The sequence below is a fragment of the Leucobacter rhizosphaerae genome (assembly GCF_022919175.1).
Classification (GTDB): Bacteria; Actinomycetota; Actinomycetes; order Actinomycetales; family Microbacteriaceae; genus Leucobacter; species Leucobacter rhizosphaerae.
Genome location: NZ_CP095043.1, coordinates 911,519 through 924,420, shown reverse-complemented (window position 1 = coordinate 924,420; position 12,902 = coordinate 911,519). Strand labels below are relative to the sequence as shown.

The 12,902-nt window shown below is 64.8% G+C and carries 8 protein-coding genes, 1 tRNA gene and 1 pseudogene; 5 read left to right on the top strand and 5 right to left on the bottom strand.

Annotated features, from left to right (window positions below):
• The first annotated feature begins 69 nt into the window (after positions 1-69).
• The 5 genes from MUN76_RS04265 to solA all read left to right on the top strand — a co-directional run bounded on the left by MUN76_RS04265 (position 70) and on the right by solA (position 5,577).
• Positions 70-1,623: an amino acid permease gene (locus MUN76_RS04265; RefSeq protein ID WP_244687441.1), complete on the top strand. Its 1,554-nt coding sequence runs from the start codon at positions 70-72 to the stop codon at positions 1,621-1,623.
• Positions 1,620-2,570, top strand: a complete 951-nt coding sequence (locus MUN76_RS04260) for a universal stress protein (RefSeq protein ID WP_244687439.1) — start codon at positions 1,620-1,622, stop codon at positions 2,568-2,570. The genes MUN76_RS04265 and MUN76_RS04260 overlap by 4 nt, the downstream gene beginning before the upstream one ends.
• Before the next feature lie 183 nt (positions 2,571-2,753).
• Positions 2,754-4,058 (top strand): diaminopimelate decarboxylase, encoded by a 1,305-nt coding sequence (gene lysA / locus MUN76_RS04255; RefSeq protein WP_244687438.1) that lies wholly within the window; start codon positions 2,754-2,756, stop codon positions 4,056-4,058.
• A gap of 137 nt (positions 4,059-4,195) precedes the next feature.
• Positions 4,196-4,267 (top strand) — tRNA-Gln (locus MUN76_RS04250).
• 122 nt (positions 4,268-4,389) lie between these two features.
• Positions 4,390-5,577 (top strand): N-methyl-L-tryptophan oxidase, encoded by a 1,188-nt coding sequence (gene solA / locus MUN76_RS04245; RefSeq protein WP_244687436.1) that lies wholly within the window; start codon positions 4,390-4,392, stop codon positions 5,575-5,577.
• 42 nt (positions 5,578-5,619) lie between these two features.
• On the opposite strand, the gene MUN76_RS04240 is transcribed toward solA, so the two are convergent.
• The 5 genes and pseudogenes from MUN76_RS04240 to MUN76_RS04220 all read right to left on the bottom strand — a co-directional run.
• Positions 5,620-6,114 (bottom strand): SixA phosphatase family protein, encoded by a 495-nt coding sequence (locus MUN76_RS04240; protein WP_244687434.1) that lies wholly within the window; start codon positions 6,112-6,114, stop codon positions 5,620-5,622.
• On the bottom strand, positions 6,111-7,100 hold the full coding sequence (locus MUN76_RS04235) for a DUF4031 domain-containing protein (protein ID WP_244687432.1): 990 nt from the start codon (positions 7,098-7,100) through the stop codon (positions 6,111-6,113). Before MUN76_RS04235 ends, MUN76_RS04240 begins: the two co-directional genes overlap by 4 nt.
• Positions 7,101-7,600: 500 nt before the next feature.
• Complete coding sequence (locus MUN76_RS04230; protein WP_244687431.1) at positions 7,601-8,842, bottom strand: hypothetical protein; 1,242 nt, start codon at positions 8,840-8,842, stop codon at positions 7,601-7,603.
• Positions 8,843-9,111: 269 nt separating this feature from the next.
• Positions 9,112-11,901, bottom strand: a complete 2,790-nt coding sequence (locus tag MUN76_RS04225) for a class I SAM-dependent DNA methyltransferase (RefSeq protein ID WP_244687429.1) — start codon at positions 11,899-11,901, stop codon at positions 9,112-9,114.
• A 204-nt stretch (positions 11,902-12,105) separates the two neighbouring features.
• Positions 12,106-12,696, bottom strand: a pseudogene (locus MUN76_RS04220) (DDE-type integrase/transposase/recombinase); the annotation flags it as partial.
• Between the last annotated feature and the right edge of the window lie 206 nt (positions 12,697-12,902).

Here is a 12,902-nt window from a genome sequence, read left to right as displayed (position 1 = left end):
CCCCGGGGCACGGATTCACGCACCAGGGTCGATCGGCCCGCAAGACGAGGAAGTCTGGAGAAGACACCCATGGCGAGTACCCTGCGACAGCAGCTCTTTCGAGTGAAGCCCGTGCCGCGCGACGGAGGTGAGTCGGGGAGTCAGCTCAAGCGCAGCATCGGGCTCTTCCCGCTCATGATGATCGGCGTCGGCGGCACGATCGGCACCGGGATCTTCTTCATCCTCTCCGAGGCGGTGCCGATCGCCGGGCCTGCCGTGATCTGGTCGTTCATCATCGCCGGCCTCGTCGCGGGGCTCTCGGTGCTGTGCTACGCGGAGCTCGCGAGCAGCGTGCCGGTCTCGGGGTCGTCCTACTCCTACGCCTACAGCACGCTCGGCGAGCTGCCCGCGATGGGCGTGGCCGCGTGTCTTTTGCTCGAGTACGGCGTCTCGACCGCCGCGGTCGCGGTCGGTTGGTCGCAGTACGTGAACCAGCTCATCACCAACCTCTTCGGGTTCGAGCTGCCGCACGCGCTGCTCTACGCACCCGAGGAGGGCGGGATCATCAACCTCCCGGCCGTGATCCTCATCGGCCTGTGCTGCCTGCTGCTGATCCGCGGCACCTCGCACTCGGTCACCGCGAACACCGTCATGGTGCTCATCAAGATCGCCGTGCTGCTCTTCTTCGTGGCCGTCGGGATCACCGGCTGGAACATGGACCACTTCGCGAACTTCGCGCCGTTCGGCTTCACCGGGATCATGACCGGCGCCGGCATCATCTTCTTCTCGTTCGTGGGGCTCGACGCCGTCGCCACCGCGGGTGACGAGGCCAAGAACCCGCGCCGCAACCTCCCGATCGCCCTCATCGGCGCACTGATCGTGGTGACCGGCGTCTACGTGCTCGTGGCGCTCACCGCACTCGGGGCGCAGGCCTCGGGCGAGTTCGAAGGGCAGAGCGCGGGGCTCTCCGCGATCCTCGAGAACATCGTCGGGGCCACCTGGCCCGGCACCGTGGTCGCCGCGGGCGCCGTGATCTCGATCTTCAGCGTGACCCTCGTGGTGCTCTACGGCCAGACGCGCATCCTCTTCGCGATGTCGCGCGACGGCATGGCGCCGAAGATCTTCCAGAAGGTCAACCCGCGCACCATGACCCCCGTTGCGAACACCATCATCGTGTCGGTGATCGTCGCGATCCTCGCCGGCGTGCTGCCCATCAACTTCCTCGCCGAGATGACGTCGATCGGCACCCTCGCCGCGTTCCTCGTGGTGTCGGTCGCGGTCATGGTGCTGCGCCGCCGCGAGCCGGATCTCGAGCGCAAGTTCCGGGTGCCGCTGTACCCGGTGATCCCGATCCTCTCGATCATCGGCTGCCTCTGGATCATCAAGGACCTCCGCCCCATCACCATCATCGTGTTCGCGATCTGGACCGCGCTCGTGCTGGTCTGGTACTCCTTCACCGGCCGCAAGAACTCCGTCCTCGGCAAGCAGATCGAGACCGGCATGATCGTGCTCACCGGCCCGGGCAAGTACCGGCTCGCGAGTGACGCGGCGGATCACGCGGAGACCGGCACTGTCGATGTGGTCGGTGGCTCGGGATCCGGCGCTGACGGCTCCGGCGGCTCCGGCGAGGGGTCGTCCCGATGACCATCGTCGTCGGGGTCGCGCCGAACCACCGCTCGGAGGCCGCGATCCAGCTCGGCGTGCTCCTCGCGCGCTCGTACGACCGCGAGCTCGTCGTCGCGTCGATCAATTCGGTGGCCTGGCCGCCGAGCGACAGCCGGGTCGACACGGAGTACCAGACCTTCCTCATCGCGAACGCCCGCGCGGCGCTCGACGAGGCGGTCGCGGCCGTGCCGAGCGACATCCGGGTGCGCACCGTCGTGCGCGGGGCGTCGAGCGCGCGCCGCGGGCTGCTCGAGGTGTGCGCCGAGGAGGATGCCTTCCGCCTCGTCGTGGGCTCGGCCGGTGAGCTCGGCGAGGGGATCGGCCTCGGCTCCGTGAGCTTCGGGTTGCTGCAGGCGTCGGAGATCCCGGTGGCGATCGCGCCGCACGGGTTCGCGGTGGCTGCTGGTGCCGGTGCCGCCGGTGCCGGCGGTGCTGGCGGTGCCGAGCCTGCCCGCCTGACCCGCGTGACCGCGGCCTACAGCGGATCCGATACCTCCGCCGAACTGGTGCTCGGCGGTGCGGCGGTCGCGGCCGACGCCGGTGCCGGGATCCGGATCGCCTCGTTCCACACCCGGCCCCGCTCGTATGCCGCCGCCGGGGTCGGGCTCCAGGCCGAGGACCAGGTCATCGCCGAGTGGGAGGCGACGATCCGGTCGCACACCCGCGAGATCCTGAGTGAGATCGAGCAGTCCGGGCGCGCGCCGAAGTCGGTCGAGGTCGTCGTCGGTGCGGGTTCGAACTGGCACGAGGCGCTGCGAGCGATCGAATGGCAGCCCACCGAGGTGCTGCTGCTCGGGTCGAGCAGCCTGGGGCCGCTCGCGCGGATCTCGCTCGGGTCGCACGCCGCGAAGATCCTGCGGGCGTCGCCGGTGCCCGTGGTGCTCGTGCCGCGCCGGGCGACCGACGACTATATTGCCCGGGGCTGATCCCGCGCCCCGTCCCACCTTCGCCGACCCGCCACCGTCTCGCCGGCCCGCCACCGTCTCGCCGATCTGCCACCGCATTCGCGCCCATCAGATGGCAGCTCGGTGAGATGATGGCGGCTCAGCGATGTTCGAACATCGATCACCAATCCCACCCAACACTCACACCCAGGAGCAGACCCCATCATGAGCAAGCTGACCCGTCCCGATCCCGCCGGCACCCGCGTTGCGGAGCTGTGGGACGTGCTGCCCGAGGAGGCGGCCGTCGATGAAGCGGGGGTGCTGCACCTCGGAGGGGTGTCGGTGACGGAGCTCGCGGAGCGCTTCGGCACGCCTCTGTACGTGTACGACGAGGCGGGGTTGCGGCGGCAGATCCGGCGCTTCGTCGATGGCCTGAGCGCGCGCTGGCCGAACTCGGAGGTGCTGTTCGCGTCGAAGTCGTTCCCGGCGGTCGGCATGTACCAGCTCGCCGCCGAGGAGGGCCTGTCCGTCGACATCGCGGGCGGGGGAGAGCTGCAGCTGGCGCTCGCCGCAGGGGTGTCGCCCGCGAAGCTGCACTTCCACGGCAACGCGAAGAGCGACGCCGAGCTGCGCATGGCGCTCGAGGCCGGGATCGACACCATCATCGTCGACAACGACGACGAGCTGGATCGCCTCGAGCGTCTGCTCGAGCGGCCGCAGAAGCTGCTGCTGCGGGTGATCCCCGGGGTCGAGGCGAAGACCCACGCGTCGCAGGCCACCGGTGGCGACGACTCGAAGTTCGGGCTGCCCATGGATCAGGCGCTGGCGGCGATCGAGCGCATGCGGGCGCACCCGCTGATGGAGTTCGAGGGCGTGCACCTGCACATCGGATCGCAGATCCTGGACGTCGAGCAGTTCGGCGAGGCCGTCGAGAAGATCTCGACCGCGGGGGAGTTCCCCATGTACGACGTGGGCGGCGGGCTCGGCGTGAAGTACACGTACGCCGACGACGCTCCGTCGGTCGACGCCTACCTCGACGCCATCGTGTCCGCGGCGCGCGAGCATCTGCCGGCGGACGCGCGGATCATGATCGAGCCGGGACGGTCGATCGTCGCCCGCGCCGGCGTCACCCTGTACCGCGTGACCACCGTGAAGCACACCGGGCGGACGTTCGTGGCAGTCGACGGCGGGCTCGCCGACCAGATGGACGCGGCGCTCACGGGGCAGCGCTTCGAGGCGCTGCTCGCCGAGCGGGTGCTCGAGCCGTGGACCGAGTCGGTGCAGCTCGTGGGGCGCCAGTGCGAGTCGGGCGACCTGATCGTGGACGGCGCCACGCTGCCCGCCGCGAAGGTCGGGGATCTCGCGGTCGTCGGGACGACCGGGGCCTACGGGTACACGCTCGCGAACAACTACAACGGGGCGCTCAAGCCCGCGGTGGTGTTCGTGCAGGATGGCTCGGCTCGAGTTGTGGCGCGGCGGGAGACCTACGAGGATCTGCTGCGCACCCACGCGCCCGCGATCGAGGGGTAGCGCGCGGGTCGGGATCCCGGATCTTGGATCCCGGATCCCGACACTCCGGGGGCGCGGCGGGTGATTTGAGGTTCCGGATCAAACACGGTAAAGTTGAATCTCGGTGCCGCGCTTCTCGGAGCGTCGGGTTTCCACCTTGGGGTATGGTGTAATTGGCAACACGGAGGTTTCTGGTACCTTTGTTCTTGGTTCGAGTCCAGGTACCCCAGCGAGATCAGCTCCTGGTTTTCCGCAAGGAAACCAGGAGCTTTTTTGTGCGCTGACGGGCGTCTGAGGTCAGCCCCAGCAATGCCCCGAGTGACCTTCGACGTCACTCACGAGTCCCAGGAGTGTGACGGTGCAGACGCAGTACCAGACCATCGTGATCGGTGCCGGTGCGATCGGCAGTGCGACTGCTTATTGGCTGGCGAAGCGCGGGCAGCGCGACGTGCTCGTGCTCGAGCAGTTCGGTGTCGGGCACGACCGGGGCGCCTCCAACGATCACCACCGCATCATCCGGCACAGCTACCACAGCAGCGTGTACGGCCGGCTGACCCGCGCGATGTACGACAACTGGGCCGCACTTCAGGCGGAGGCCGGGCAGCGTGTGTTCGTGCAGTCGGGTGGCCTCGACATCGCGATCGAGGGCACGGCCGGCATCGAGTCGCAGGAGCGGTATCGCGCGGTGATGCGCGAGAACGGCGTGGGGTTCGAGGAGCTCGGCAAGGAGGCGCTGCTCGAGCGCTTCCCGCAGTGGCAGATCCCGGAGGATCGGGTCATGGCGACCTTCCAGGAGGAGACCGGGTTCATCGACATCCGGCGCGCGACGGCGACGCATCTCGCGCTCGCGCAGAGCATGGGGGTCACCGTGCTCGACCACACGCCCGCGCGGGTGATCGAGAGTGTCGACGGCGGGGTGCGAGTCGTCACTGATCAGGGCGTCTTCACCGCCGAGAAGGTCGTGGTGTGCGCGGCTTCCTGGACCGATGAGCTGCTGCAGCCGCTCGGGCAGACCTGGCGGACGACCATCACCGAGGAGCAGGTGCTGTACGTGCGGCCCGCGGATCTCGGCGCGTTTTCACTCGATCGCTTCCCGGTGTGGGTGTGGCACGGCAGCGACTTCACCTACGGGTTCCCGACCTACGGCGAGGTGGCGATCAAGCTCGCGCGCGAGAACCTGACCCGCGTCGTCACGCAGCAGACGCGACGGACAGAGCCGCACGCCGACGAGACCGAGGTGCTGCTCGACTTTCTGCGTGAGCGGCTGCCCGGTGCGGTCGGCAGCGTGGAGTTCGCGAAGACCTGCCCCTACGATCTGACGCCGGATCGGGACTTCATCCTCGATTCGCTGCCCGGACACCCGAACGTGATCGTGGGGTCGGGCGCGGCCCACGCCGGCAAGTTCTGCGGCCTGCTCGGCGAGATCCTCTCGGACCTCGCGGTCTCGGGTCGATCCGCGTATCCCATAGAGGCCTTCCGCGCCGACCGCCCGGCGCTGGTCGACCCGACGTTCACGCCGGTGTTCAATCTGAAGGGGTAGCGGGAGGTCTCGCGGATCTCGGACCGGTGCTTGGCGCCCCTGTCAGGCGCCGCGCGGCGTCTCCAGGCTCCAGGTGTCGGGCATCCGTGTCTGCGCCTCGCGCCAGCCGTCGGCGCCACGCTCGCCGCTGGCATGCCATTCGAACCGCGCGACCGCGCAGGTCGGCATGTGGGTGATCCCGCCGTCGGACAACCGGGCGGCCAGGTCCGTGATCCCGGGATCGTGCGCGACCATCAGCACCGTCGGCGATCCCGCAGCTGCCGCCTTGGCGAGTAGCGTCGACGCCGAGGCGAGATAGAGCTCGGGATCGACCTCGACGCGCAGTCCGAGCGCCTCGCCGAAGTGGTCGGCCGTGGTGCGCGCTCGCACCGCGGTGCTCGAGAGGATCCGATCCACCGACGCGCCGGTCGCCGCCAGCCGTTCCGCCATCATGGGTGCGTTCGCCCGCCCGCGCGCGTTCAGCGGGCGATCGTGGTCGACGAGGCTCGGGTCGCCCCAGTCGGACTTCGCGTGGCGTACGAGAATGAGCTGGGTCATGCGGGTGCCTCTCCGGTGCCGGTGTTCATGGGCGGCGCCGCCGGGCCGAGCCGCGCGATCTCCGCGTGCACGTTCTCCCGTGCATGCGCTTCCCAGAGCTCCTGCGCCGCGGGGGTGCGGTACAGCGTGGGCTGTTCGAGATAGCCGCGCAGGATTCGCGAGCGACCCACCGCGAAGTCGGGATCCGGCACGTGTGCGTACTCCTCGCGCACCGCGGACGTGTACTCCGCGTAGCGCGTGGGCGACGATGCGAAGATCGACAGGTCCGCGTCGAGCAGGTGATGTAGGCCCGTCGCTGAGACCGTGGCGCTCGTTGCGTTCGACGCCCGCCCGGGAGTCGTGGCGACGATGAACTCACCCACCTGCTGCACGAGGCTCGGTGCGAGCCCGAGCCCGCCGAGGCGTTCGGAGGCGAGCCGCGCCGAGTGCAATTCGTCGTGGGCGTCGCCCTGGTAGACCGCGTCGTGGAACCAGGCCGCCAGCAGCGTCGCAGGGGAGACGGCCTCGCCGCGCACGGTCAGGTGGTCGAGTGCCAGCAGCACGTCTTCGAGGTGCCGCTCGTCGTGGTAGCGGCGGTGCGGCTCGTTCCAGCGGGTGATGAGGTCGTCGCCGAGTGCGCGCCAGGCGTCGTCGTGCGCGGCTGTTTCCACCGGCGCCGTATACCGCCCGAGCGTCACCCATTCCGTGAGCAGGAACTCCCGCCGCCGCACCGGGAGCAACGCGGGCTTGTCGACCTGCCGCACGCGGAGTCCGGTGTCGCGCAGCCGGTGCACGACGTCCTTCGCCGAGACCGCCCGCGCCCCGAGCGCGATCGCGTCGGCGTAGCGGGTCTCGGGCAGGTCGTAGTGATCGAGATCGAAGCTGCGGCGCGGGATCCTCAGCTGCGCTGCGAACGCGTGCAGTTCCTCGTAGCTGGCGTCGGACACCAGGTGACTCCACAGCAGGCCGTGCGCTGGCCATGCGGGCGGGTCGATGAGGATGGACATCTGTTTAGGGTACTGGTGTGCGGCTCAGACGATGAACGGTAATCAGTTGTTCTTGGTTCGAGTCCAGGTATCCCAGCCATGAGGCCCGGAGCACCGCACCCTGGCCAACGGTTGGGCAAACTCGCGGCACTATAACTCCGAGACAGCACGCCGCGCCGCCCTCCCAGCCCGGCTGCACTTCTACAATCAACACCGGCCCCACGCCACCATGGGCAAGCTCTCGTCCATCAGCCGGATCTCAAACAACCTGGCTGGGCACTACAGCTAGCCCGCGATCCGCAACCGATACCCGCCGAGCGGGATTCACGCACCACCGCCTTGATTCCGAGTGTCCACAGGCCTACCTGGACGTCCTCACTGCAGCGTGGGAACAACTCGCGGTTCCATTGGTTGGACATTCCGACCATGCAGTCGAACGTTGATCTGGGCGCCGAGGCCCCTCTTTTCTACTCCATGTATCCCTTTAACCTGCTGGTTCTTGGGGCGAGGTCTACCGTCGATCAGAACAAGAGGCCATACTCTCTACCGCCATTCATCGTTAGGTCAACGCTGTTGGCAGCGGATGCCTTCTTCGCATCGATTCCTGCCGCGTCCGTGACGGTCAGGGTGTAGTAGGGAGGATTTTCATCCTCAGGCGAGTCGCGAGAAAAAAGCAAGAACGTACCTAGGTAAGTCTCGACGCCATTCTGTTCGGGGATAGGCAGATTGATGACATCCATACCGTTGTCGCCGAAGCGTAGGGTGCGGTCGTGATAGGCGTGGCCGGTGACGCGCAGATTGATCGATCCCAGGGTGGTGTTTCTTGAGCGCTTCTCGGAAGGGAAGCCGAAGAAGACACGAGTCCCTCGAGGGGTGTTGATCTGGCTTCCCGGCAGATCACCCCGGTTGCGAATCATTGACGAAGCATGGATCCACAGCTCCTTGGCTGCCGCGAGTTGGACGGAGAGATCTCCGGAGATCTCATGGTCTTCTAGGGAAGCTAAATAACGGCGCGTTGCTGGGGTCCTTTCCTCCTGGATTCGCGGGGGCATCTTTAGCGCGCGGCGCTTCTGTCGGTACTCATCGAACACGTCATCGATCGCGTCCGCGTTCTCCCAGGTATCCTCGAACCAGTCGAGGACAGGTTGTGCGCGTCTTAAGTCGTTCCAAGCGGTTGCGTAAGACTTCCAGGTCTGAGATGTGACCACCTCGGCGCCCGTCGAGAGCGCGCTTGCGGTTAAGTTTGCCGATCCGACTACTAACGCGCGCAGGTGCGGATACTCTTCGACGCCGAAGCTGTAGACCTTCGCGTGGAACGCGGTTTGTGGTTGTAGGGCAGCTGACCTCAGCACCTCTCGTCCATTGGGAACTCGAACTTCAGCTCTGCTGATCTCGGTGAGACGCGTGAGCGCCTTCGGCTGCGTGAACCCGAAGTCCAAACTAACAAGGAATCTCTTCCTGGCTTCGGCCCAACTCGGACCGGCTAGTGCGTTTTCGAGCAGTCGAACTCCCTCCGCCGACGCGTAGGCCACAGCGATGTCGATGCACTCGTAGTCACCGGCTCTGTCTGCAGCATGAGCAATCGCCTTAAGGACGACGCCGACTCGACCGATGGCGGAATCCTGAGCGTGCACCGCGACCTGATAGCAGGAGTCTTCGAAGTTGGCTACGTCTCTCCTGGTATGCGCAGTGCGGCTGGGATTGGCGGTGTTCGCCTCCCTAATATACTGCGCACGCGCTGTCATGAAGACTCGGGCGTTCACGTCGTATCGAGTAACGGCCGCTACAGTCCCGTCGCCGGAGTGGAGGAGATCAGCGTTACTGTATACCCGGCCGCAGGATGGGCACACCACGAACTCGTTAGGACCGGATGATCCCGACGATGTAAATGTCAGTCGGCCGGTTAAATCAGCGTGATGCCAAGTCGGCGAGTACGAACCATTTCCGCACGCGCACCGCTGATTCTTGCCGTCGCTATCCATCGTGAGACTGCCGCGAACGGGGATCGTCGGGTACGGCCAGCTTTTGTCGGTCATTTGGTGGCGCCCGATTCAACATTCCTGCGGCGAGATGATTTGGTGGCGATCGGGAGTTCGTTGGTTGTCGTGAGCTTGGCGTAGTTGGAGAACAGTGCGCGCAGTCGACTTTCGTCGGTGGCGGTACCTCTTAATCCCAAGCATTGGTCGACTGCGGAGTCGAGTTCGCGGTGTGCTCGCACGAGTTCCGGGGACATCGCGAGGGGGTTGTAGTGGTCTGCCAATGAGCGTTCAGGGTGTAGTGCTCGCGCATGCAATATAGCCTGTCCGCCGGCGATGATAGCAGTCCGCTCCTTGTCGGTCATTGGCGGCAGGGGAAACGTGTTCCAGGTCAGCGTGTTCGAGAACCGCAGGTCCGACTTGATTCGACCGCCCACCGTCTTTTGCCAGGCGATGAAGGCCGAAGAGGAAATGGTCGCGAACGCGATGCCATCTGGATCATCAGCTTTGAAGTTCGCATCACCGCAGATCACTTCGGGCGGGAAAACGGCAGTCGGAAGGTAGCGTCGGGTCTCACTAGCATGACGCGGCACGCACACGTACGGGGTGTCGGGTTGCGAGCGCTGACCGAACAGGTGCGGTGTCTCGGCCATCCGCCGAGTGGACTCTGCGGTGGAGTCCGCTCGGAATTGTCTTACGGCGTCCAGGCGGCGCCGTAAGACTGGCGAGCGGGCGATGTCACTAGGTTCCAAATCGACAAGCCAGAGGCACCAGCGCGGCTCGTTATGGATTAGTTGCCGTGCACCCACAAACGGTCGGATGTATTTTGCGGCTACTGGGTCTGCGACGACTTCGTTGTAGTCCTCCGCCTCGATGAGGAGGTTTCCGTCGTCGCGGGCCATGTTGCCGAACACCATGGGCGGGAGTTCCGGAGCTAACGGTGCACGACGTTGCTCGATGAGTACATTAGGCCCGTCCACCAAGTATCCGTTAATTTGTTCGATAACCGGCAGCTCGACGGGTTCACCCTTTATGTTGCCAGAATACTCAAACAGTCGAGCGCGCTTCTTCGGTGTTCGGTCGAATCCGATGACAGAGCAGTGCACCGCGGCGGCGCCGGGCGCTTCGCTCGTCCAGGCAAACGTGCGGTGCGCAAACTTGACACGCCACGCGGCAGCGAAGACAGGGCCGAACAGTGCCGGCACTGGCTCGCCCTGCGCGATTGAGTTCGTGGAAACGAAAGCGAACTCTCCCGCATACCCCGGCCGATTAAGCAGTTCGAGTGACTTGGCGTACCAGCCGGTGACGTAGTCGAGCCGACCGATGTCCTTGCGACGCCACACGTCCCGTAGTTCCTGGGCTTGCTCAAGCGAACGGGTTGCGTGGCCGAGGAAGGGTGGATTTCCCATGATGTATAGATGTTCCGTGGGTTCCACGACATCGCCCCAGTCCGTGCGCAGCGCGTTGTCGATCTGGATGCTTCGGATCTTGTTTAGTGGGAGAGAGTCTGGCGCGGTGCCGAGGGCCAGTTCCATCGCTTGGTTGGCCTGGTGCTCCACCAGGTGGAGGGCGGTGGCGGCGATCTGCGCTGGCCATTCCTCGAGCTCAATCCCGTGGAAGCTCGATAGCCGGACGGAAAGATGTTCCTCGGTGAAGAACATCGTGCGAGCTGTGTCGCCGGATAGCTGCTGGACACGTAACAGGATTTCGAGATCGAGCGCGCGCATCTGTCTGTATCCGACGACGAGAAAGTTGCCACAGCCGCACGCTGGGTCGAGGAATCGCATCTGTCCCATGTCCACGCGCAGCTTTTTGAGCTTGGCTGTGTCGTGGTAGCCGTCCATGAACCGCTGTCGCAGCTCATCAAGGAACATCGGGCCGATGACCTTCATGATGTTGGTTTCGGTGGTGTAATGCTCTCCGAGCTCGCGGCGGGCTGTCTTATCTTTGACGGCTTGGAAGAGACTGCCGAAGATGGCAGGCGAGATCGCTGACCAGTTGAACATTGCCGCTGCGATCAGCCGATCGCGCATAGCAGTGTCGAATGAGGGGATTGATACCGATTCCTCGAAGATGCCGCCGTTGACGTAGGGGAAGCGGGCGATCAGCTCGTCGAGGTTCGATTGCCGTCGGCTGGGGTCCCTGCCCATCACCTGGTACAGCAACGATAGCTGCGGGCCGAGATCGGAGCCGTCTTGGGCGGTACGCGTTTCGAGGAACTCGAGGAACAGATCGCGATCCCAAACGCCGGCGTCATCGGCGTAGAGCGCGAAGAGCGTGCGCACCAAGAATACCGACGCTTCGTGATCGTCGTACCCCGACTCCTCAAGAGCCTCGTACAGTGAGGCCATCAGCTTCGCGGCCCTGATCGATGCAGCTTCTTGGGCCTTCGATCCGAAGGTGCGTTCACCGTATCCGGCGAGAAAGGCCAGTCTGTCGGCGTGATCCCTCAGCTGGGTCAGCGTGAACTCCTGGACACCGTCGTTGTCGGCGTGTAGGTCGAGCAGTCGGAGCCGGTGGAAGTCGCTGGTAAGAACCCAGCGGGGAACCTCAGGATCGGGGAGATCGTCAATATAGTCGAGCGCTTGTTTCTCAGCCACGACAAGATCGTTACCTGCCGACTTCATCTCGATCAGCGCGAGACCAGGGATCAGGGCGTCGATGTATCCACGGGAACCGGTCGAGGAACGCTTCACACGCTTCTCATAGAAGGCAGCGCGGGTCTGAGTGATCCCGTACACTCCGAGCAAGTCTCGAACGAATGACTGTGCTTGCTGCCGCTCGTCACCGGGCTCATCTTGCCAATCGCGGATAAACTGCGCGGCGCGAGTTCGAATCTCATTCATCGACAAAGACTTAGACACGGGTACCACGATAGTCGTCGACCGTAGTTCCCTACACAGGCAGCGACTGAGTGTTCAGCGCATCCGGGGGGGGGGCTTGGGCCTCAGCTTCGGCGTTTTACGCTGCCCGCCACTGACGTCCGCACACCAGTGCTATGTCGGCTGCACGTTTAGGTGACAGATTGGTTAGGCAGCGAGTGCGATCTTCTAATTCATGATGGCCTCGTACTCGATCTGCTTCAAACCCCCAAAACGAGCCTGTCGACGACGTCGATGATAGGTTCGCTCTTTCCAGGTCACGATCGCGATACGGAGTTCGTCAGGATTGGCCCAGCTGCGACGATTCAGAACATTCTTATGCACCATACTGAAGAACGATTCCATTGCAGCGTTGTCACCCTCGGCACCGACTCTGCCCATCGACCCGGCTATGCCATGTTGGTCGAGAGTGCAGCGGAGCTTTCTGCTCCGAAATTGCGACCCTCTATCGGTATGCAACACACATCCGGCTGTGTCTCCGCGCCGCATGACCGCATTGTTCAGCGCGCTTACCGCGAGTGTCGACTTCATCCGCGAGTTGATCGAGTACCTCACCACCCGGTTCGAGACCACGTTTTTCACCGCGCGCCGATACAGCTTGCCTTCCTCGGTCCAATTCTCCGTGATGTCCGAGAGGCACAATTTGTTCGGGCTTACCGCGGTGAACTCGCACTGCACTAGATCAACATGCACCGGCGGTTTCGGCCGACGTCCTTTCCTCTTCCCGAACACGGACCACCAGCCGTGGTCTCGGCACATTTCGTTCCAGCTGACATCCTGACCTATCGTACCGAGTAGCCAAAGGTGGCCGTCCGCGTTCCCCGCTGTCCGCGAGTATCTATCGACTTGGGCGGTCGTATTGTTGGGGGCGGCATTCGTGTGGCTCGGACATGCGCTATTCAGTTCACGCTCTGCTCGGTGGTCAATCGTGTTTGAGACTTCGCCGGAATCTTTGCGACTGCGCC

Excerpts from the sequence above, each read along its gene's own strand:
- MUN76_RS04225 (WP_244687429.1), bottom strand. The coding sequence starts at position 11,901 with ATGAATGAGATTCGAACTCGCGCCGCGCAGTTTATCCGCGATTGGCAA.
- MUN76_RS04265 (WP_244687441.1), top strand. The coding sequence starts at position 70 with ATGGCGAGTACCCTGCGACAGCAGCTCTTTCGAGTGAAGCCCGTGCCG.
- MUN76_RS04260 (WP_244687439.1), top strand. The coding sequence starts at position 1,620 with ATGACCATCGTCGTCGGGGTCGCGCCGAACCACCGCTCGGAGGCCGCG.
- MUN76_RS04235 (WP_244687432.1), bottom strand. The coding sequence starts at position 7,100 with ATGTCCATCCTCATCGACCCGCCCGCATGGCCAGCGCACGGCCTGCTG.
- MUN76_RS04240 (WP_244687434.1), bottom strand. The coding sequence starts at position 6,114 with ATGACCCAGCTCATTCTCGTACGCCACGCGAAGTCCGACTGGGGCGAC.
- lysA (WP_244687438.1), top strand. The coding sequence starts at position 2,754 with ATGAGCAAGCTGACCCGTCCCGATCCCGCCGGCACCCGCGTTGCGGAG.